17 protein-coding genes are annotated in these 19,610 nt (G+C 62.4%); 5 read left to right on the forward strand and 12 right to left on the reverse strand.

The window, feature by feature from the left end; all coding sequences use genetic code 11:
• Positions 1-20: 20 nt before the first annotated feature.
• The 5 genes from VM99_18585 to VM99_18605 form a co-directional block, all read right to left on the reverse strand.
• A complete protein-coding gene (locus VM99_18585) occupies positions 21-413 on the reverse strand; it encodes a 5-carboxymethyl-2-hydroxymuconate isomerase (protein AKJ99983.1) in 393 nt (130 codons plus the stop codon).
• Positions 414-437: 24 nt separating this feature from the next.
• The gene (locus tag VM99_18590) at positions 438-1,295 is read right to left on the reverse strand and encodes a 3,4-dihydroxyphenylacetate 2,3-dioxygenase (GenBank protein AKJ99984.1); all 858 of its coding nucleotides are present in this window, start codon (positions 1,293-1,295) and stop codon (positions 438-440) included.
• Positions 1,296-1,530: 235 nt separating this feature from the next.
• Positions 1,531-2,991 carry a betaine-aldehyde dehydrogenase gene (locus tag VM99_18595; protein AKJ99985.1) on the reverse strand — a complete coding sequence of 487 codons (1,461 nt, stop codon included), beginning with the start codon at positions 2,989-2,991 and terminating at the stop codon, positions 1,531-1,533.
• 5 nt (positions 2,992-2,996) lie between these two features.
• The gene (locus VM99_18600; GenBank protein AKJ99986.1) at positions 2,997-3,767 is read right to left on the reverse strand and encodes a 2-hydroxyhepta-2,4-diene-1,7-dioate isomerase; all 771 of its coding nucleotides are present in this window, start codon (positions 3,765-3,767) and stop codon (positions 2,997-2,999) included.
• A complete protein-coding gene (locus VM99_18605) occupies positions 3,764-4,441 on the reverse strand; it encodes a 4-hydroxyphenylacetate isomerase (protein AKJ99987.1) in 678 nt (225 codons plus the stop codon). Before VM99_18605 ends, VM99_18600 begins: the two co-directional genes overlap by 4 nt.
• A 184-nt stretch (positions 4,442-4,625) precedes the next feature.
• Here VM99_18605 and VM99_18610 point away from each other — a divergent pair, with 184 nt between their 5' ends.
• Together VM99_18610 and VM99_18615 are read left to right on the forward strand one after the other, a co-directional pair.
• On the forward strand, positions 4,626-5,531 hold the full coding sequence (locus VM99_18610) for an AraC family transcriptional regulator (GenBank protein ID AKJ99988.1): 906 nt from the start codon (positions 4,626-4,628) through the stop codon (positions 5,529-5,531).
• A 186-nt stretch (positions 5,532-5,717) separates the two neighbouring features.
• A complete protein-coding gene (locus VM99_18615) occupies positions 5,718-6,140 on the forward strand; it encodes a homoprotocatechuate degradative operon repressor (protein ID AKJ99989.1) in 423 nt (140 codons plus the stop codon).
• Positions 6,141-6,287: 147 nt separating this feature from the next.
• Here the strand turns inward: VM99_18615 and VM99_18620 are convergent, their stop codons facing one another.
• The 3 genes from VM99_18620 to VM99_18630 all read right to left on the reverse strand — a co-directional run bounded on the left by VM99_18620 (position 6,288) and on the right by VM99_18630 (position 9,190).
• A complete protein-coding gene (locus VM99_18620; protein ID AKJ99990.1) occupies positions 6,288-7,079 on the reverse strand; it encodes an ArtI protein in 792 nt (263 codons plus the stop codon).
• Between the two features lie 87 nt (positions 7,080-7,166).
• Positions 7,167-7,799, reverse strand: coding sequence for a regulator (locus tag VM99_18625; GenBank protein ID AKK01795.1), 633 nt, complete (start codon positions 7,797-7,799; stop codon positions 7,167-7,169).
• A gap of 35 nt (positions 7,800-7,834) precedes the next feature.
• Entirely contained in the window at positions 7,835-9,190 is a 1,356-nt protein-coding gene (locus VM99_18630; protein AKJ99991.1) for a histidine kinase, read from the reverse strand.
• Positions 9,191-9,528: 338 nt separating this feature from the next.
• Here VM99_18630 and VM99_18635 point away from each other — a divergent pair, with 338 nt between their 5' ends.
• Together VM99_18635 and VM99_18640 are read left to right on the forward strand one after the other, a co-directional pair.
• A complete protein-coding gene (locus tag VM99_18635; GenBank protein ID AKJ99992.1) occupies positions 9,529-11,589 on the forward strand; it encodes a carbon starvation protein A in 2,061 nt (686 codons plus the stop codon).
• A 16-nt stretch (positions 11,590-11,605) separates the two neighbouring features.
• On the forward strand, positions 11,606-11,803 hold the full coding sequence (locus VM99_18640) for a hypothetical protein (GenBank protein AKJ99993.1): 198 nt from the start codon (positions 11,606-11,608) through the stop codon (positions 11,801-11,803).
• 240 nt (positions 11,804-12,043) lie between these two features.
• Here the strand turns inward: VM99_18640 and VM99_18645 are convergent, their stop codons facing one another.
• A complete protein-coding gene (locus VM99_18645) occupies positions 12,044-13,840 on the reverse strand; it encodes a chemotaxis protein (GenBank protein AKJ99994.1) in 1,797 nt (598 codons plus the stop codon).
• A 269-nt stretch (positions 13,841-14,109) separates the two neighbouring features.
• Here VM99_18645 and VM99_18650 point away from each other — a divergent pair, with 269 nt between their 5' ends.
• Positions 14,110-16,236: a ligand-gated channel gene (locus VM99_18650; protein ID AKJ99995.1), complete on the forward strand. Its 2,127-nt coding sequence runs from the start codon at positions 14,110-14,112 to the stop codon at positions 16,234-16,236.
• A 69-nt stretch (positions 16,237-16,305) separates the two neighbouring features.
• Here the strand turns inward: VM99_18650 and VM99_18655 are convergent, their stop codons facing one another.
• The 3 genes from VM99_18655 to VM99_18665 all read right to left on the reverse strand — a co-directional run bounded on the left by VM99_18655 (position 16,306) and on the right by VM99_18665 (position 19,503).
• Positions 16,306-17,304: a membrane protein gene (locus VM99_18655; GenBank protein ID AKK01796.1), complete on the reverse strand. Its 999-nt coding sequence runs from the start codon at positions 17,302-17,304 to the stop codon at positions 16,306-16,308.
• A gap of 488 nt (positions 17,305-17,792) precedes the next feature.
• Positions 17,793-18,836: a monooxygenase gene (locus tag VM99_18660; protein AKJ99996.1), complete on the reverse strand. Its 1,044-nt coding sequence runs from the start codon at positions 18,834-18,836 to the stop codon at positions 17,793-17,795.
• Between the two features lie 181 nt (positions 18,837-19,017).
• On the reverse strand, positions 19,018-19,503 hold the full coding sequence (locus VM99_18665) for a flavin reductase (protein AKJ99997.1): 486 nt from the start codon (positions 19,501-19,503) through the stop codon (positions 19,018-19,020).
• Positions 19,504-19,610: the final 107 nt, after the last annotated feature.

Here is a 19,610-nt window from a genome sequence, read left to right on the forward strand (position 1 = left end):
GGGCAAGCGATCGGGCGTGGCTATCCCGCCTGGGCCTTGAGGAAGGCATGGACGTTGTTGGCCTTGAAGTTGAGGTGCTCGTGCAACTCGATCATCTCGAACGACAGGGCCAGCAGACGCTGGGCCTGCAAGTCGGCGAAGTGCGCAGTGATCACCTCGAAGAGTTTCTGCGCGACCTTCTCGCGGGTGGCGAGGTCGCGGCCATGGCCGACTTTCAACGTCATGTGCACGAAGGCGTAGTCGTGCTTGGCGTCGGCCATGCGCCAGGTGTCCAGGCGCACCCCCCGGCTGCGGATGCCGCCGAGGGGGAACACGCCGCTGTCGCCGAGCAGGGCGTGGACCTTTTCAAACAGGCCGGGCAAATCGGCCTGGTGTTCGATGTTGTCGGTGTATTCAGCGATGAAGTGCGGCATGGTCGGTGCTCCTGCGCAGGCGTTTCAAACCGGGAAAATGGCGTTGATCTGGCCGGTGCCCGAGCTGCCGAACGGTTCGGTGATGATTTCGGCCGGCTTGTCGTAGTCCGCTCCGCCGAGCAACCCCAGGAGCATGGCGGTGTCATGCATCTTGCCTTCGCCGAAGCAGTGTTCGGCGTAGTCCGGGAGCATGGCGCAGAACTCCTTCCAGCGGCCTTCGCGCCACATCTGCACCACGTGCAGGTCCACCTGCTTGTCGAACTCACGGGTCCAGTTGTGGATGTTGGCTTCGGCGTTGCGATCATCGGAAAACCGGTGGGACAGCGAACCGGAGGCGAGCACCAGGACTTTGCGATCGCTCTTCTCGATGGCCCGGCGCACGGCGGCGCCGAAGGTGAAGCTGTCTTGCAGGCGATGCCAGGCGCACCAGGCGGCAATCGACACCACGTTGAGTTTCTGCGCCGGCGGGACGTCCATGTGCATGTAGCGCATGGGCACCAGCGTGCCGTACTCCAGCTCCAGGCTGGGGATGTTGTGGGCCAGGGTGCGAACGTCGGCGGCGTTGGCTTCGGCGGCGATCAACTCGCCCAGTTCCGGGGCGCCCGCGTATTCGTACTCCATGTTCTTGATGAAATGCGGCAGCTCGTTACTGGTGTAGATGCCCTTGAAATGCTCGCCGCTGTTGACGTGGTAGGCGCTGTTGACCAGCCAGTGCACGTCGAACACCACGGCCGTGTCGGCGCCCAGCTCGCGGGCGCGACGGCCGATTTCCTTGTGGCCGGCGATCGCGGCCTCGCGGCAACCGTGGTGTTTACCGGGCAGCTCCGACAGGTACATCGAGGGAACGTGGCAGATCTTCGCAGCCAGGACGACTTCGCCCATGATGATTCTCCTGAAAAAGTTGTTCTTGTTGAGTCTTGGGTAATCGGTGAATCACAGCTTGTTCAACTGGACCGCAGCTCTTGTGGCGAGGGGATTTATCCCCGCTGGGCTGCACAGCAGACCTCAAATCAAACACCTCGGTGTGTCAGGTTGATCGAGGTTGACTGATTCAGGGCCGCTTCGCGCCCCAGCGGGGATAAATCCCCTCGCCACAGAGTTAGCCCCCAGCCATGGATTACACGCCCCACCGTGGAATGTGATGACCGCCCATGGAAATGCAAACGTTCTTGATCTCGGCAAACACTTCAAAGCTGTACTGTCCACCTTCGCGCCCGGTTCCGGAACCCTTCACGCCGCCGAAAGGCTGGCGCAGGTCGCGCACGTTCTGGCTGTTGATGAACACCATGCCGGCCTCGATGCCATGGGCCAGGCGATGGGCCTTGCCGATGTCCTGGGTCCAGATGTACGACGCCAGGCCGTACTCGGTGTCGTTGGCCAGTTGCAACGCCTGGGCTTCGTCCTTGAACGGGATCAGGCAGACCACCGGGCCGAAGATCTCTTCCTGGGCGATACGCATTTTGTTGTTCACGTCGGCGAACACCGTCGGCTGGATGAACTGGCCGCGACTCAAGTGTGCAGGCAGGTTGGCCGGGCGTTCCAGGCCACCGGCCAGCAGGGTGGCGCCTTCTTCGAGGCCGATCCTGATGTAACCGGTGACCTTGTCGTAGTGGGCCTGGGTGATCATCGAGCCGACCTGGGTCTTGGGGTCTTGGGGGTCGCCCACGATCAAGCGTTTGGCACGGGCGGCGAATTCGGCGACGAACTGCGGGTAGACGCTTTCCTGGATGAAGATTCGACTGCCAGCGGTGCAACGTTCGCCGTTGAGCGAGAAAATCGTGAACAGCGCCGCATCAAGGGCCCGCTCCAGGTCCGCGTCTTCGAAAATCAGCACCGGCGACTTGCCGCCCAGCTCCATGGAGTACTTCTTCAGCCCGGCGGTCTGCATGATTTTCTTGCCGGTGGCGGTGCCGCCGGTGAAGGAGATTGCCCGCACATCCGGGTGACGCACCAATGCATCGCCCGCCGTGACGCCGTAGCCCTGGATCACGTTGAGCACACCGTTGGGGATCCCTGCCTCGACGGCCAGTCGCCCCAGTTCATTGGCGGTCAACGGCGACAGCTCGGACATCTTCAGCACAGCGGTGTTGCCCAAGGCCAGGCACGGCGCGGTCTTCCAGGTCGCGGTCATGAACGGCACGTTCCACGGCGACACCAGGCCGCAGACCCCCACCGGCTGGTACAGGGTGTAGTTGAGCATCTGGTCGTCGACCGGGTAGGTGTGGCCGTCCATCCGGGTGCACACTTCGGCGAAAAAATCGAAGTTGTGGGACGCCCGCGGGATCAGCACGTTGCGGGTCTGGTGGATCGGCAAGCCCGTGTCGAGGGTTTCCAGTTCGGCCAGTTTCGGCACGTTCTGCTCGATCAGCTCTCCGAGCTTGCGCATCAACCGGGCGCGTTCCTTGGCGGGCGTGTTGGCCCACTTCGGGAAGGCATCCTTGGCGGCGGCTACGGCCTGGGCGACTTCCTCGGCGCCGCCGCTGGCGACTTCGCCAATGGCTTCGCCGGTGGCCGGGTTGTAGTTGACGAAGACGTCTTTGCTTTCGACCTCACGGCCGTTGATCCAGTGTTTGATCATTGTGCTCAAGCCTCTCTACGGGATGCGAAGAACGCGGCTTCGCTGACAATGTTGTTGACCAGGCGGCCGACGCCTTCCACTTCCACCACCACTTCATCACCGGGCACCACGTCGGCCAGGCCTTCGGGCGTGCCGGTGGCGATCATGTCGCCGGGTTGCAGGGTCATGAAGCTGGACAGGTATTCGATCAGGTACGGGATGTCGAAGATCATGTCCTTGGTGCTGCCTTCCTGGCGCAGCTCACCGTTGATCCAGGTGCGCAGTTTCAGGTCGCTCGGGTCCGGCACGTCGGCGACGTCGACGATCCATGGCCCGACAGGAGTGGTGGCGTCGCGGTTCTTCACCCGCAGGTTGGGGCGGTAGTAGTTTTCCAGGTAGTCGCGGATCGCGTAGTCGTTGCACACGGTGTAGCCGGCCAGGTAGTCCAGCGCATTTTCGCGCTTGACGTTACGGGCTGTTTTGCCGATGACCGCCACGAGTTCGCACTCGTAATGCATGTAGGCGACGTTGTCCGGGCGCCAGGTCTTTTGGTTGTGGCCGGTGTAGGTGCCCGGCGACTTGATGAACGCCAGGGGCTCGGTCGGCGGCTTGAAGGCCAGTTCGGCGGCGTGGTCGGCGTAGTTCAGGCCCAGGGCGAACATGTTGCCGGTGGCCGGCGGCAGCCACTCGACCTGGTCTTCGCCCAGCAGGCGACCGTCGAGCAAGCGCACGGCATTGCCGGCTTCAACGGTGACGGCGTGGACCTGGCCTTCAAAACGAATGCGCGCGTGTTTCATGAAACGGCTCCTGGCTGCTCGGCCACGACGGTATTGACGAGACGGCCCACGCCGTTGATGTGCACTTCGACGCGGTCGCCAGGCACCACGTCGACCCGGCCCTCGGGCGTGCCGGTGATCAACACGTCGCCGGCGTGCAGGGTCATGAACTCGCTGATCTCGGCAATCAGTTGGGGGATGTTGCGAACGAAGTTGGCCGTGCTGTTTTGCTGGCGTGCCTCGCCGTTGACGTACAGCGTGATCGCCAGGCTGTGGGGATCGGCGAGGTTGGCGGTCGGCACCAGTTCCGGCCCGATGGCGCATGAGCCATCCCGGCACTTGGCCTTGACGGCGGGGCGGTAGTAGCTGTCTTCCGGCAGGCTGAATTCGTTGACGACGGTGTAGCCGGCCACGTAGCCCAGCGCCTCGGCGGCGCTGACGCGGCTGGCCGACTTGCCCATCACCACGCCCAGGGCCGGCCCTGGTTGCAGCCGCTCGCCGTGGCCGGGATGGACCACGTCGGCGTCGTGTCGATTACGGGTGTTGGGCGTCTTGATGAACAGCACCGGCTTGACCGGCGGTTTCTGGTAGGGCGGCTGCTCGAACTCGGCGAGGTGCTGTTTCAGCAGCCCCTGGTAGTTCAGCGCGACCCCGAACAGGGTGCCGTTAGCGACGTCATGCAGGGCACGGCTCATGCTTGTCTCCTGGCGGTGCAGAGGGATGAGGGCTCTGCGTTATTGTTAATGTGTTAACAGTTATAATTAAGATGTTAACTATCGTCAAGCGTGGCAGAATGACCGGGCGCTGGATGACCTTCCGGATTCGTTGCAGGATGGGGCTCGGCGACGCTTGAATCAGAATAAAAACGAGTACTGCGTGATGACCGATCGTCAACCGATCCCCAACATCAACATCGGCCAGGTGTACGACCAGCGCTACAGCGATGCCGAGGTGCATTACGACCGGCTCGCCAACCTCGCGGATTTTTTCGGTCGCAACATGCCGGTGCACCGCCACGACCGCTTCTTCCAGGTGCACTACGTCAAGAGCGGCACCGTGCGGGTGTATCTCGACGACCAGCAATACGTCGAATCGGGCCCGATGTTCTTTCTCACGCCGCCCACCATCGCGCATGCCTTCGTGACCGAGGCCGACAGTGACGGGCATGTGCTGACGGTGCGCCAGCAGTTGGTGTGGCAGTTGATCGACGCCGATCCGAGCCTGGCGCCGGCCGGTGTGCAACTGCCGGCGGCCTGCGTGGCGCTGGCGCAACTGGGGCCGGAGTTGGCGGGGGAGGTGGGACGGCTGGAGTACCTGTTCGAGCAACTGAGCGAGGAGGTGGCGGCCGCGCGGCCAGGGCGCAACGTGGCCCTGGACGGATTGACACGGCTGATCATGATCAGCCTGCTGCGCTTGTGTACCAACTCCCTGGAAGCCCGGCCGGCGCGGCATGAAGACCTGAAGATCTTCCACCGCTTCAACGAGCTGATCGAAGCCCACTACCTGCAGCATTGGCCGCTGTCGCGCTATGCCGAGGGCATCGGGGTGACCGAGGCGCGCCTCAACGACGTGTGCCGGCGCATCGCCGACCTGCCTTCCAAGCGGTTGATCATGGAGCGCTTGATGCAGGAGGCCAAGCGTCTGCTGCTGTTTACCGGCAGTTCGGCCAATGAAATCTGCTACCAGCTTGGCTTCAAGGATCCGGCCTATTTCAGCCGGTTTTTCCAGCGTTATGCCCAGCTCACGCCGGGCGAGTATCGCCAACGACAGTCGGGGTTGCGCTGAACTTCCCTGCGATTGAACACGTGCTTATGTGGCGAGGGAGCTTGCTTGCGCTGGGGTGAGCAGCAGCCCGAGGCTTTTGACGATTGCTGCGCAATCGAGCGGGAGCAAGCTCCCTCGCCACAGGTCTCTTGCAGCGCCTTGCCTGCGCCACTAAGCTGCCCGTTCGCCCACCCAAGCAGTTCGAACATGGCCAACCCCAGACCCTCCCTGACGCTGACCCTGTTGCAAGCCCGTGAAGCCGCCATGGCTTTTTTCCGTCCCGCGTTGAACCAGCATGACCTCACCGAGCAGCAATGGCGGGTGATCCGCATCCTGCACCAGCAAGGCGAACTGGAAAGCCACCAGCTTGCCCAGCAGGCCTGCATCCTCAAGCCGAGCATGACCGGTGTGCTCAGCCGCCTGGAGCGCGATGGCCTGGTGCGCCGGCAGAAATCCAGCCAGGATCAGCGTCGGGTGTTCGTGGCCCTCACCGAACGCGGCGAGCAGTGCTTCGAGTCGATGAGCGAAGGCATGGAAGGCAACTACCGCCGGATCGAAGCGCAGTTCGGCGAGCAAAAGATGCAGCAACTGCTGGGGCTGCTCAATGAATTGAAGAACATCAAGCCGTAGGCCGCCCCACAACCCTCCATGGCAAAGGGGGTCAAACCCTGTGGGAGCGAGCTTGCTCGCGAAGGCGGTGGACCCGTCTGCAACTTTGCCGGGCTGGCTGGCGTCTTCGCGAGCTCGCTCCCACAGGGTTTCAATGCGGCGTCGCCGTCACTGAGCGGCGGGAACCGCCAGCCACTGGCCGATCACTTTTTGATAGCTGCCGTTCGCCTTGCTCAGGTGCAGCCACTGGTCGACGTACATCTTCCAGGTGCTGTCGTCACGCGGCAGCAGGTAGGCCTTCTCGCCATATTGCAGGTAGTGGGTCGGGTTGACGGCACACAGGCCAGGCTTGAGTTTCTGCTGGTAGAGCGCTTCCGAGGCATCGGTGATCATCACGTCGGCGCGCTTGTCCAGCAGTTCCTGGAAGATGGTCACGTTGTCGTGGAAGGCGAGCTGGCCCTTGGGTACGAAGGCGCGGACGAAGGCTTCGTTGGTGCCACCGGCCGGCTCCACCAGGCGTACCGAAGGTTGGTTGATCTGTTCGAGAGTCTGGTAGCGCGACTGGTCTTCGCAGCGCACCAGCGGGATCTTGCCATCCACGTCCAGGGTGTTACTGAAGTAGGCTTTCTTCTGGCGCTCCAGGGTCACCGAGATCCCGCCCATGCCGATGTCGCACTTGCCCGCCAGCATGTCCGGCATCAGGGTTTTCCAGGTGGTCTGGACCCATTGCACCTTGACGCCCAGGCTCGCGGCCAGCGAACGCGCCATGTCGATGTCGATCCCTTCGTAGTCGCCGCTTTCAGCCTTGTAGGTGTAGGGCTTGTAGTCGCCGGTGGTGCACACCTTGAGTTCGCCGCGTTGCAGGACCTCGTCCAGGTGAGAGGCGCCAGGCTCGGCCAGGGCATTGCCACACAAGGCCAGCAGGCCGCAGAACGTCATCGTGCTTGTTATGGTTTTCATGGGGATGGGACGTCTCGCAAGGGAAGGGGACAAGACGGGCCAGTGTAGTAAAAGTGTCTGTGGGTTGTCTCTGTGTGGCGGCCTTTGTCAGCGTGAAACGATCCCGTGGTCGATCGCGTATTTCACCAATGCCGCGGGTTTATCGATGTTGAGCTTGCGGCGGATGCTCAGGCGATGGGTCTCGACGGTACGCACGCTGATGTCCAGCTCGCGGGCCATTTCCTTGTTGTTCAACCCCTCGACCATCTTGCGCAGCACCTGGCTTTCCCGTGGGGTCAGTTCGTTATCAGTGTTCGGGTCGGTGGCCAGGCGTTGGGCGATTTCGGCGCTGTAGAAGGTGCCGCCGCCGATGATCGCCTCGATCGCCGCGACGATCTCCCGCGAGGGCGCGTTCTTGAGCACGTAGCCGCTGGCACCGCAGCGCACTGACTCGCTCACGTATTCATGATTGTCGTACATGCTGAGGATGAGGATCTTCAGGCTCGGGTATTGCTTGCCCAGCAGCCGGGTCAGCTCAAGGCCGTTCATGTCCTTGAGGCTGATGTCCATCAGCAGCAGGTCCGGTGTGCAACGGCCGACCATTTCGATCGCCTGTGCGCCGTTCTCGGCTTCGCCGACCACGTTCAGTCGTGGCATGACGGACAGCAGCGCCCGGATGCCATCGCGCACCAGTGAGTGATCATCGACCAGCGCGACGCGGATCGCAGGCGGCAGGTTCATCGACAAGGGGGGCTTGGGATCAGGGGTCATCAGCTTTACGTGGCCGCCATGTTCATGGGCAAAAGGATGTCCAGCTCGCTGCGCCCCGGTTCTGAGGTGACTTCCAGGCGTCCACCGAAGTGTTCGACCCGTTCGCGGATATTGCGCAGGCCGATGCCGGCGTGCCCCCGCTCGACCTGTGGCACGTTGAAGCCCATGCCATCATCCACCACCGTCAGGCGCAAGGACTCGGCGGAGCCGAACAGGCTGATGCCGACGCTTTTCGCCCCGGCGTGACGCTCGATGTTGGTGAGCGCTTCCTGGGCAATGCGGAACAGCGAGACCGGTGCGCCGTTTTCCAGCCGGCAATCGAACTCATTGGTGCGGTAGGACACCTCCAGCCCGCTGCGCTGCTGGAACTCGGAGGCGAGTTGGCCGATGGCGGCGGGCAGGCCCAGGGTATCGAGCAGGGAAGAGCGCAGGTCATGGGAGATGCTGCGGATCTCGCCGATGGCTTCGCCCAAGCGGTCTGTCGCATTCTTGAGAATGCCCAGGCCGTTTTCCTGGCCGTTTTCCAGCACATGGCTGGCCAGTTCGAACTGGAACTTGATCGACACCAGCAGTTGGCTGATGCCGTCGTGCAACTCACGGGACACTCGCGAGCGTTCCTCTTCCTGCAGGCTGACGATGCGCTGGTTCAGGCGCTGCAGTTTCTTGTCGGCCAGGCGGTGCTCGCTGACGTTGAGGGTCATGCCACCGGCGAACACCAGCAGCACGGCCACCAGGGCGATGGCGGCGATGGCCTGCATGGTGGTGTGGATGCCTTGGGCGACTTCGGCGCGTGCCTGCTGGGTGGCGCGCTCGACGTCTTCGAGGTAGATCCCGGTGCCGAGCATCCATCCCCAGCGGTCCAGCATGACCACGTAGGCCAGTTTTTCAGTGACCTGGCCGGAGGAAGGCTTGTTCCAGGCATAACGCTGGAAGCCCTCGCCGGACTGGGCGCTCTTGAGCAGCGCCTGGATCACCGGCAGGCCATGAGGGTCCTTCATGTCCCACAGGTCTCGCCCCACCAACTCCGACTGGCGCGCGTGCATGAGGCTGCGGCCCTGGCGGTCGTACACGAAGAAATAACCGTTGATGCCGAAGCTCAGCTTGCGCAGTTCTTCCAGCACTTGCTGCCGTGCACGTTCGTCGCCCTGGCCGTCGTTGTACAACGGGGCGATCAGGCTTTGCGCCATTTCCACGTAGTTTTTCAGCTCGGCGCGCTTGCTGGCCAGGATGCTGTCTTCGATGAGCTGTGCTTGTTGGTCGCCCAACTGGCGGTTGAGCGAGATCACCAGGGCGCAGATAACAGCGATCGCCAGGACCAGCGGCAAGATTCCGAGGGCGACGATTTTGTGTTTGAGCAGCATCTGGACTCCTGTCAGGGCCTGACGAGGGGAGGTGGATGCTCGGCATCATATGCCAAACCTTCCCCCGAATAGGAGAGGTAACCTGCGCTGGACATCGAATCCGTAGGCACTCAGCGACATTGTGGGAGCGGGCTTGCTCGCGAAGGCGGTGGATCAGTGGCATCTGCTTTAACTGACACACCGCCTTCGCGAGCAAGCTCGCTCCCACAGGAGCGGTCTACGTAGTACTACGGATTTATTTATTGACGGCCTACGGGGATATTGGGCCGGCTCCGAATAGCGGGGCACATTATAAAAACAATCGCCGCAGTCCACTGGACCTCGGCAGGAGACACGCAATGACAACCCGTCTGGTTAAACACCTCGCCTGGTTTGCCGTGGCTGTTCTGGGAGCCTGTGCGTTGAGTGTCGTGGCCTTGCGCCGCGGCGAAGCCATCAACGCCCTCTGGATCGTCGTCGCAGCCGTGGCCATCTACCTGGTCGCCTACCGCTACTACAGCCTCTTCATCGCCAACAACGTGATGCAACTCGATGCGCGCCGGGCCACGCCTGCCGTGCTCAACAACGATGGCCTGGACTTCGTCCCGACCAACAAGCACATCCTCTTCGGTCACCACTTCGCCGCCATTGCCGGCGCGGGACCGCTGGTCGGGCCGGTGCTGGCCGCGCAGATGGGCTACCTGCCCGGCACGCTCTGGCTGATCGCCGGCGTGGTGCTGGCCGGGGCCGTGCAGGACTTCATGGTCCTGTTCCTGTCCACCCGCCGCAACGGTCGTTCCCTGGGGGACATGGTCCGCGAGGAAATGGGCCGCATTCCCGGCACCATCGCGCTGTTCGGCTGCTTCCTGATCATGATCATCATCCTCGCGGTGCTGGCGCTGATCGTGGTCAAGGCCCTGGCCGAGAGCCCGTGGGGGATCTTCACGGTGATGGCGACCATCCCGATCGCGATGTTCATGGGCCTGTACATGCGCTACATTCGCCCGGGCCGCATCGGCGAAATCTCGCTGATCGGCGTGCTGTTGCTGCTGGGGTCGATCTGGCTGGGTGGGCAGATCGCCGCCGACCCGGTCTGGGCCAAGGCCTTCACCTTCACCGGGATCCAGATCACCTGGATGCTGATCGGCTACGGCTTTGTCGCCGCCGTGCTGCCGGTGTGGCTGATCCTGGCACCGCGGGACTACCTGTCGACCTTCCTCAAGATCGGCACCATCGTCGCCCTGGCGATCGGCATCCTGGTCACCATGCCCGAGCTGAAAATGCCGGCGCTGACCCAGTTCACCAATGGCCTGGGCCCGGTGTGGAAGGGCGGCCTGTTCCCGTTCCTGTTCATCACCATCGCCTGTGGCGCGGTCTCGGGTTTCCACGCGCTGATTTCCTCGGGCACCACGCCCAAGCTGCTGGATAACGAAACCAACGCCCGCTACATCGGCTACGGCGGCATGCTCATGGAGTCCTTCGTGGCGATCATGGCGATGGTCGCCGCGTCGGTGATCGAACCGGGCGTGTACTTCGCCATGAACAGCCCGGCGGCCATCGTCGGCGGCGACGTGGTGGCCGTGGCGCAGACCGTCAGCAGTTGGGGCTTCGCCATCACGCCGGACGCCCTGCAGGCCGTGGCCAAGGACATCGGCGAGACCACCATCCTGGCCCGTGCCGGCGGCGCGCCGACCCTGGCGGTGGGCATCGCGCAGATCCTGCACTCGGTGCTGCCGGGTGAGAACACCATGGCGTTCTGGTACCACTTCGCGATCCTGTTCGAAGCGCTGTTCATCCTCACCGCGGTGGACGCCGGCACTCGTGCCGGGCGCTTCATGCTGCAGGACCTGCTGGGCTCGTTCGTGCCGGCCCTCAAGCGCACCGAATCCTGGACCGCCAACCTGATCGCCACCGCCGGTTGCGTGGCGCTGTGGGGTTACCTGCTGTACCAGGGCGTGATCGATCCGCTGGGCGGCATCAACACCTTGTGGCCGCTGTTCGGCATCTCCAACCAGATGCTGGCCGGTATCGCGCTGATGCTCGCCACCGTGGTGCTGATCAAGATGAAGCGCCAGCGCTACGTCTGGGTCACGCTGCTGCCGGCGACCTGGCTGCTGATCTGCACCACCACCGCGGGCCTGATCAAGCTGTTCGACGCCAACCCGGCGATCGGCTTCCTGGCCCTGGCGCGCAAATACAACGAGGCGCTGGCAGCCGGGCAAGTCCTGGCCCCGGCCAAGAGCATCGAGCAGATGCAGCACGTGGTGTTCAATGCCTACACCAACGCGACGTTGACGGCACTGTTCCTGTTCGTGGTCTTCAGCATCCTGTTCTACGCGCTCAAGGTCGGCATCGCCGCCTGGGGCACGAAGGAACGCACGGACAAGGAAGCGCCTTTCCAAGCGCTGCCGGACGCCTGAAACGAGGATTGCAACGATGTTCAATGACTTGAGTCGCCTGGGTAAATACCTCGGTCAGGCCGCCCGCCTGATGGTCGGCATGCCCGACTACGACAACTACGTCGAGCACATGCAGACCCAGCATCCGGACAAGCCGCTGATGGACTACGAGACGTTCTTCCGCGAACGCCAGGAAGCCCGTTACGGCGGCAAGGCCGGGCCCAAGTGCTGCTGACCCGGCAGCCCTGAGGTACCCCCTGTGGGAGCGGGCTTGCTCGCGAATGCAGTGGGTCAGTCGATGAAGAGGTCGGCTGACCCACCGCTTTCGCGGGCAAGCCCGCTCCCACAGTGTTTTTTGGTGGGCTCAAGAGGTGGGTGCGCCACAGATCCTTGTGTGGGAGCGGGCTTGCCCGCGAAGACGGCCGCTCAGCGATGAAGTGGCTGCGGCCTTACTCCTGTCCCAGGGCGATCACTCTCACTCCGCCAACAACACCGCTGCATCGAACCCTACCCGCAGGTTGCCCCAATGGCGGCCGCCGAAGAAGAAGGGGACGTCGATCTCGGTCATGATTTCACCGGTATCGCGCAGGTAGGTCTGGAGCAGGAAACGCTGGACGTTGCCCGCCGCGCGCAGGCCGATCGGGTCGTTGAAGATGCGCTTGTTGCGGCACACCGGCAGGTCCACGGCACGGTCACCGGTGGGGGGCTTGGAGACCCAGCTGTTGTTCACCGGGCAATACCCCTTGGTGTCGACGATGAAGGACACCTTGCCCCCCGGCGTGCTACGGGTGAGCTTGTCGCATTCCTCCTGGCAGACCTGGGCGAAGCGCTCGGTGTAGCAGGTCATGTATTGCTTGGGATCGGTGCCGGGGACCAATTGGTAACTCTGGTCGAACAGGTTCAGGCCCTCGCGATGCAGCGCCTCCAGGCGTACCTGGAGCGTATCGCGGCATTCGCTGGCGCGGGTGATGGCGGCGTCCAGCTTGCCGTGGCCCAGCACGAACCGGCCCAGCAGCGCCTGGACCTTTTCGGCAACGCCGGACAGGTCGCGGGTGGCCGTCGCCGACTGCTGCATGCGCTGGTCGATCGACTGGCTGTCGGCATGGATCTGGGTCACCCGGTCGTTGATGCCGGTGTTGCTGTCGGCGAACTGCTGGATATGCTCGGCAATGTCAGCCAGCTTGCCATTGGTGGATTCGAAGTCGCCGATCATGCTTTCGAAGTGGCCGGAGGCACGTTCCACCACCTTCTGGGTTTCCCGGGCGCTGTGGCTGATCTGGGTGGTCTGTTCGTGGGTGGAGCTGACTTCCTCCAGCATCGCGTCGATGTTGCGCGAGATGTCGTCGGTGGCCCGGCTGACATTCTGTGCCAAGGTGCGCACTTCATCGGCCACCACCGCAAAGCCCCGACCACTTTCGCCGGCCCGGGCGGCTTCGATGGCGGCGTTGAGGGCCAGCAGGTTGGTCTGGGCCGAGATCTGCTGGATCAACCCGACGATGGACTTGATGCTCGAAGAGCGTTGGTTCAACGCGCTCACCAACGTGGCGAACTCGCCGAGGCTGGCCGAGATCTCACTGATGTTGCCGGTCACTTCCAGCAGCTCGGCGTAGGAGTCACGGGCCATGCTCAGGTTCTGGGCGGTGGTGCTGGAAATGCCCTGGGTCTGGCGCGACACCTCTTCGATGCGGCCCACGGCGGTGTTGCTCTGGTCCATCACTTCCTTGGCGAACCGGGCCTGGTGAGTGGCGCTGTCGCTGGAGTCGCTGATGTTCTTCAACGAGCGCGCCGATTCCACGGCAATGTGCACGGTCAGCGCCTGGACGTTGCTGATGATCTCCCGCTGCTTGGCCAGGAAACGGTTGCAGGTGCCGGCCAGCACGCGGATCTCGTCGTGGGTCACCAGGGGCAGGTCCTTGGAGAGGTCGCCTTCACCGTTGGCGATTTCCTCCAGGGCCTTGGTCATGGCGGTGACGGGGCGCACGATCAGGTGGCGAAAGTACCAGACCATGAAACTGATCATGCCCAGGGTCAGGACGGCGCCGAAGAGCAGGGCATGGCTGAGGCTGTCGAGCCGGCCTTCGATCTGCCCCAGCAACGCCGGGTCCAGTTGAGCATTGCGCAATTGCAGCAGGATGTCGGCACGGGCGCTCAAGGCCACCCAGTACAGCAGCGCACTGACCATCACCAGCAGGAAAAGGCTCGACAATTTTTTCGTGAGCGTATCGAAAAACTGCATCTCGATAGACTCGTACAAGGCCTTTAACGTCTGCATGCCGCTGCTCCTGGGCAAAAAAATCTCTCAATGGAATACATTCGACCGCAAGGGCCAAAGCTTTAGCGGATTAGGGCGTTTTGATATCACGGCAAGCCCGTCCGCCAAACCACTGTGGGAACGAGCCTGCTCGCGAAGACGTCACTCACCTGTGTTCCAGGGCTCAAGCCTGGATTTCCGCCCGCAAACTGACTCCTATTTGTATTTACTGGGAATGGTTCTCAAAGTATAGTCGCTCTCATTAACATCCCTCCCGTGAGTGCAGCGCTTTGAATCGTTCCACCCCTTCCGCGAAACGCAACGTCTTCATCCATTGTGTACTACCCGCTGTATCCTGCTGCTTCATCGCCACCCCACTGTGGGCGCAGGACGCGCTCGAACTGCCGGCCACGGCCATCCAGGGCAGTCGTATCCTCCAGGACGAAGGCTACACGGCGTCGCAAGCCAGCACGGCCAGCAAGAGCGACGTACCGATCAAGGAAGAAGCGCAGTCGATCAACGTGGTGACCCAGCAGACGCTGGACGATTACCAGGTGCGTTCGCTGGGCGATGCGATGAAGTTCGTCAGCGGCGTCAGCCAGGGCAATACCCTGGGCGGCTCGCGGGACTCGCTGGTCAAGCGCGGTTTCGGCACCAACGACGACGGCTCGATCCTGCGCGACGGTGTGCGTTCGAACCTGGGGCACAACTTCAGCGCCACCACCGAACGGGTCGAAGTGCTCAAGGGCCCGGCCTCGATGCTGTACGGTGCGTTGGAGCCCGGTGGGCTGATCAATGTCATCAGCAAGCAGCCAGAGTACACCCAGAGCACCACCCTGAGCGGCTCTGCCTACAGCGAAGGCGGCGGCACCATGGGCCTGGACACCACCGGGCCCGTGGGCGATACCGGGTTGGCGTATCGGCTGATTGCCGAGCGTGGTCATGAAGATTACTGGCGCAACTACGGTGTGAATGAAAGCACGCTGGTCGCGCCGTCCCTGGCCTGGACCGGTGAGCGGGCTTCGTTGAACCTGAGCTATGAGTACAACGAATATTCCAATCCGTTTGACCGTGGGACGATGTTTCGCAACGGGCACCCGGTCGACATCGACTACGACAAGCGCCTCGACGAGCGCTGGGCCAAGAGCGTGGGGATTCGCGAGACGGCGACGGCCCGTTTCGAGTATGAGCTGAGCGAGGCGTGGAAGACTCGCGTGACCTACGGTTGGAACAATGATCGATACAGTCTTTCGATTGCGCAGCCCAACTCACTGACGGGCAATACGTTGCGCCGGGCAGCAAACGGTGCCCACTACGACGATGAAACCCGTTACGCGAGCTGGGATTTCATCGGCAATCAGGAACTGTTCGGTCAGGCGCATGACTTGCTGGTCGGTGTTGATAACCAGGTCTCCAACCAGTTTCGCGGCAAGACCTATCGCAATGCGGTCCGCGCCGGTTTTGACATCACCGCTCCGGTCTATGGCAACTTGCCGGAGCCTAGCCTGGTCAGCGCCGCCCAGAGCGATCTGAGCAACGAGCTGACCTCCAGTTCCGTGTACTTGAAGGACAACTGGCACCTCGATGACCGTTGGATTCTGGTCCTGGGGGGACGCTACCAGCACTACGACCAGTACGGTGACCAAGGGCGCGGCAGTACCTACAAAGTGAACCGCGACGACAACGGCGATGCCTTCGTACCGTTCCTGGGCCTGGTCTACAAAGCCACCGACGCGTTGTCGCTGTACGGTAACTACAGCCGCTCGTTCAAGCCGAATGACACCGTGGACGACGCCGGCAACACCTTCGATCCGGAGGAGGGCCGCAGCTACGAAGTGGGGGCCAAGTACGATCCGTTGCCCGGCTTGAACATCAACCTGGCGCTGTTCGACATCGTCAAGAAGAACGTCGTGACGTCTTCCACGGTCAATGGGGTGACCCTGGCGGAAGCCGCCGGTAAAGTCGGTTCCCAAGGCCTGGAGCTGGACATCACCGGACGCCTGTCCGAGCGCTGGGACCTGATCGGCACCTACGCCTATACCCACACGGAAATCCTCGATGACCCGGACGACGAAGGCCATCGCCTGGCCGATGCACCGAAACACACCGCCAGCCTCTACCTGACCCATCACCTGAACGTTCCCGCCGAGTTCGGTGCCTGGCACGCCGGTGGCGGTGCTCGCTACGTGGGTGAGCGTGCGGCCAACAATGCCAACGACTTCTGGCTGAGCAGCTACACCGTGGCCGATGCCTTCGTGCGTTGGGAGGCGCCGGTGCTGGGTTACAAAACCTCGCTGCAACTGAACGTCGACAACCTGTTCGACAAGCAGTACTACCCGTCTTCCACGGGCAGCCAGTTGCAAGTGAATGTCGGTGAGCCGCGCACCGCACGCTTGAGCGCCAGCGTGACGTTCTGATCTTCGGTTAAAGCCCCCTCCGTGGCCAGGGCGCCGGCTCCCTCGCCGCGGTGATAACCGTTGTAGTGGCTACGTCACCGAGCTGCCAGTCGGCGCTGGCACGGTTTCACGCCGCACGCCGGTCCGCAAGGCATGGCGCAGCCTCAGTGCCGGCCGCTCGACCCAGTAATACGACACGCCGCTCAAGGCGAACGACAGCACCAGCACCGTCGTGACAATCAGCTCGCTGTACGCCACCGGCCAGAACGCGCGCAGTACATACATCACCACAAAGTGATTGAGAAACACCCCATAGCTGATGTTTCCCAACAGTTCATCCAACCGGTGGTACCTCAAGCGGCTCAGCAGGAACACGGCGGGCAGGCCCACGGCAATGCCGAGGGTGACTTCGGCGTTGAACGGGCGCCGGGCAATGACGCCCAGGACAATGGCCGCGAACAGCAAGGTGGCGATGATCGTGGTGATGGCCGCGATCCACAGCCCCTTTGCCCGAGCGCGGTACAAATAGCTGCCGCACAGGAAAATGAACAGCACTCCAGGCAGCAAGCGATAGCCATAGAGGTCGGTGTTGATGTAGCCCAGCGCCGCTACCAGGAAGACCGTGACCGATACCGCGAAGGCAATCCCCCGGCTCTTGTAGAGGATCAGGAAGGGGATCAGCAGGTAGAAGCACATTTCCAGCCCGAGGGACCAGGCTGGCGGCAGGATCTCGGGCACGGTGATGCCGAACATGTAGAAACCCAGCGGCAGGATCGGCAGGCTGGTGGCGATGTTTTCCAGGGTCAGGGCCTCTGCCTGGGGCGTTCCGGGCAAAAGGAACTGGATCACCAGGCAGGACAGGACGAAGTACAGCAGGAACTGCGGGTACAACCTCAGCAGTCGATCCAGGTAGAACAGGCCGACGTGCCTGGCTGTGCCGTAATTGCGCTCGATCAGCGAAGTCATCACGAAGCCGCTGATGATCAGGAAAGACACGACGGCAACGACGCCAGGGTTGAACCCCATGAACGTCACGCCCATGTGCGAAATGGCCACGAGCAAGGCCAGCAGCAGACGATAAACCCCCACGCGCATCATCCTTAATCAGAGTTGATCCGTTGTGGCAGACGTTATTGGGGTTTTCCGGCGCTGAACAGCGGCGCGACCGGCGACGGCAGTGGAGTGGGGAAGATTGTCACATTTGGCATCATCTGTTCGCCGCGGCGCGCGCTTCGCCAGCGGGCTTGCTCCCACGTGCCCAACGGGGACACGTGTGGGAGTGGGTTTGCCCGCGAAAGCGGAGTGTCTGTCATGCAGATGTTGGATGTGCCGCCGTCTTCGCGGGCAAGCCCGCTCCCACAGGATTAGGTGGTGTATGCAATGGCTGCGTATACGCCAAACCTCGTGTGGGAGCGGGCTTGCTCGCGAATGCGGTGTGTCTGTTATGCAGATGTTGGATGTGCCGCCGTCTTCGCGGGCAAGCCCGCTCCCACAGGGTCAGGTGGTGCATGCAAAGGCTGCGTACACCCAAATCCCGTGTGGGAGCTTGCTCGCCAACGCTGGCGGCTCATTGGGACTCAGCGAAACGCTGGCACTACGTGCTTGATGAACAGCTCCAGGGATTTTTTCTTCTCGGCGTGAGGCAAGCTGTTGTCGCACCAGAAGCTGAACTCATCGACCCCCAGTTCCTGGTAGTACTTGATGCGCGGAATGATTTCTTCCGGTGTGCCGATCATGGCGGTCTTGTGCAGGCTCTCCAGTTCGAACTCCGGGCGACCGGCGAACTTTTCCTCGGGGCTGGGCGCCAGGAAGCCGTTGACCGGGGTTTGCTTGTTGCCGAACCAGGCGTCGAAGGTGCGGTAGAACTTGGCGATCGCCTGGGCGCCGACTTTCCAGCCCTCGGGGTTGTCCGCCGCGTGCACGTGGGTGTGACGCAGCACCATCAGTTGCGGGCGCGGAACGTCGGGGTTGTTGTCCAGGGCCGCCTGGAACTTGTTCTTCAGGTCCAGGACTTCTTCGTCGCCCTTCATCAGCGGCGTGACCATGACGTTGCAGCCATTGGCGACCGCGAAGTTGTGAGAGTCCGGGTCGCGGGCGGCGATCCACATCGGTGGGTGCGGCTTGCGGATCGGCTTGGGCACGCTGGTGGAGGTCGGGAATTTCCAGATCTCGCCGTCATGGGCATAGTCGCCTTGCCACAGGGCGCGGACCACCGGAACCATTTCCCGCAGGGCCTGGCCACCGGACGAAGCCGGCATGCCGCCGGCCATGCGGTCGAACTCGACCTGGTAGGCGCCCCGCGCCAGGCCGACTTCCATCCGGCCATTGCTGATCACGTCCAGCAATGCGCATTCACCGGCTACCCGCAATGGGTGCCAGAACGGTGCGATGATGGTGCCGGCGCCCAGGTGAATGGTGGTGGTCTTGCCGGCGAGGTAAGCCAGCAGCGGCATCGGGCTGGGCGAGATGGTGTATTCCATGGCGTGGTGTTCGCCGATCCACACGGTACTGAAGCCGCCGGCTTCGGCCAGCAGGGTCAGTTCGGTCAGGTCTTCGAACAACTGGCGGTGGCTGACGCTTTCGTCCCAACGTTCCATGTGTATGAACAGCGAGAATTTCATGACGCTTACCTCGGATCTTTTTGTTGGCGGCCTGTCGTTTGCGGGCCTGTTGCCTGGGACGAGCGCGGGGCTCCCGGGTGTTCTCGCAAGGCCGCGCGGGGTAGGGGTCGACGGCGGCCTGGCTGATTGATTATTGGTATACCATAATACGGAATATCTACAAAATATTTCTACCAGCCCGTCAAGCCGGAACGGGCAGGGCACCCATCTTGCCGTTGCAGTAAACCAGGGGGCTGGTGCGCTGCTCAGGCACGATCAGGTTTTTCACGGCACCCACCATGATCGCGTGGTCACCCCCTTCGTATTCGCGCCACAGTTCGCACTCGATCACCGCCGTGGCGTTCGCCAGGATTGGGTTGCCCAGGGCGCTCAATGTCCACTCGATACCTTGGGCCTTGTCCTTGCCCTTGCGGGCAAAAGCATAGGCCTCGCTTTGTTGACCGCCCGACAATACATGGATGGCGAAGCGTTTGTTCTTGATCAGGACCGGGTAGGAGTCGGAGCTGTAGTTCGGGCAGAACAGCACCAGGGCCGGGTCCATGGACAGTGAGCTGAAGGCACTGGCGGTCAGGCCGACGACCTGGCCATCCTCGTCCAGCGTGGTGATCACCGTCACACCGGAGGGAAACGAACCCAGGACTTGTTTATAGATGGCGGCGTCGATCATTGCGCGGTCCTCGTGTGAAGCGGTTTTTATAGGTTTGTAGGTCTGATGGTATACCGTAATACATTCATTGCAAGGTCTTTTTCGGTGAATCGATGAACGTTATTCGT

The sequence above is a fragment of the Pseudomonas chlororaphis genome, assembly GCA_001023535.1.
Taxonomy (GTDB): domain Bacteria; phylum Pseudomonadota; class Gammaproteobacteria; order Pseudomonadales; family Pseudomonadaceae; genus Aquipseudomonas; species Aquipseudomonas chlororaphis_E.

What these genes read in the sequence shown, in the direction of transcription:
- VM99_18590 (AKJ99984.1), bottom strand. Translation starts at nt 1,295, where the DNA reads ATGGGCGAAGTCGTCCTGGCTGCGAAGATCTGCCACGTTCCCTCGATG.
- VM99_18595 (AKJ99985.1), bottom strand. Translation starts at nt 2,991, where the DNA reads ATGATCAAACACTGGATCAACGGCCGTGAGGTCGAAAGCAAAGACGTC.
- VM99_18640 (AKJ99993.1), top strand. Translation starts at nt 11,606, where the DNA reads ATGTTCAATGACTTGAGTCGCCTGGGTAAATACCTCGGTCAGGCCGCC.
- VM99_18600 (AKJ99986.1), bottom strand. Translation starts at nt 3,767, where the DNA reads ATGAAACACGCGCGCATTCGTTTTGAAGGCCAGGTCCACGCCGTCACC.
- VM99_18645 (AKJ99994.1), bottom strand. Translation starts at nt 13,840, where the DNA reads ATGCAGACGTTAAAGGCCTTGTACGAGTCTATCGAGATGCAGTTTTTC.
- VM99_18585 (AKJ99983.1), bottom strand. Translation starts at nt 413, where the DNA reads ATGCCGCACTTCATCGCTGAATACACCGACAACATCGAACACCAGGCC.
- VM99_18635 (AKJ99992.1), top strand. Translation starts at nt 9,529, where the DNA reads ATGACAACCCGTCTGGTTAAACACCTCGCCTGGTTTGCCGTGGCTGTT.
- VM99_18605 (AKJ99987.1), bottom strand. Translation starts at nt 4,441, where the DNA reads ATGAGCCGTGCCCTGCATGACGTCGCTAACGGCACCCTGTTCGGGGTC.
- VM99_18610 (AKJ99988.1), top strand. Translation starts at nt 4,626, where the DNA reads ATGACCGATCGTCAACCGATCCCCAACATCAACATCGGCCAGGTGTAC.
- VM99_18665 (AKJ99997.1), bottom strand. Translation starts at nt 19,503, where the DNA reads ATGATCGACGCCGCCATCTATAAACAAGTCCTGGGTTCGTTTCCCTCC.
- VM99_18615 (AKJ99989.1), top strand. Translation starts at nt 5,718, where the DNA reads ATGGCCAACCCCAGACCCTCCCTGACGCTGACCCTGTTGCAAGCCCGT.
- VM99_18660 (AKJ99996.1), bottom strand. Translation starts at nt 18,836, where the DNA reads ATGAAATTCTCGCTGTTCATACACATGGAACGTTGGGACGAAAGCGTC.
- VM99_18620 (AKJ99990.1), bottom strand. Translation starts at nt 7,079, where the DNA reads ATGAAAACCATAACAAGCACGATGACGTTCTGCGGCCTGCTGGCCTTG.
- VM99_18630 (AKJ99991.1), bottom strand. Translation starts at nt 9,190, where the DNA reads ATGCTGCTCAAACACAAAATCGTCGCCCTCGGAATCTTGCCGCTGGTC.
- VM99_18625 (AKK01795.1), bottom strand. Translation starts at nt 7,799, where the DNA reads ATGAACCTGCCGCCTGCGATCCGCGTCGCGCTGGTCGATGATCACTCA.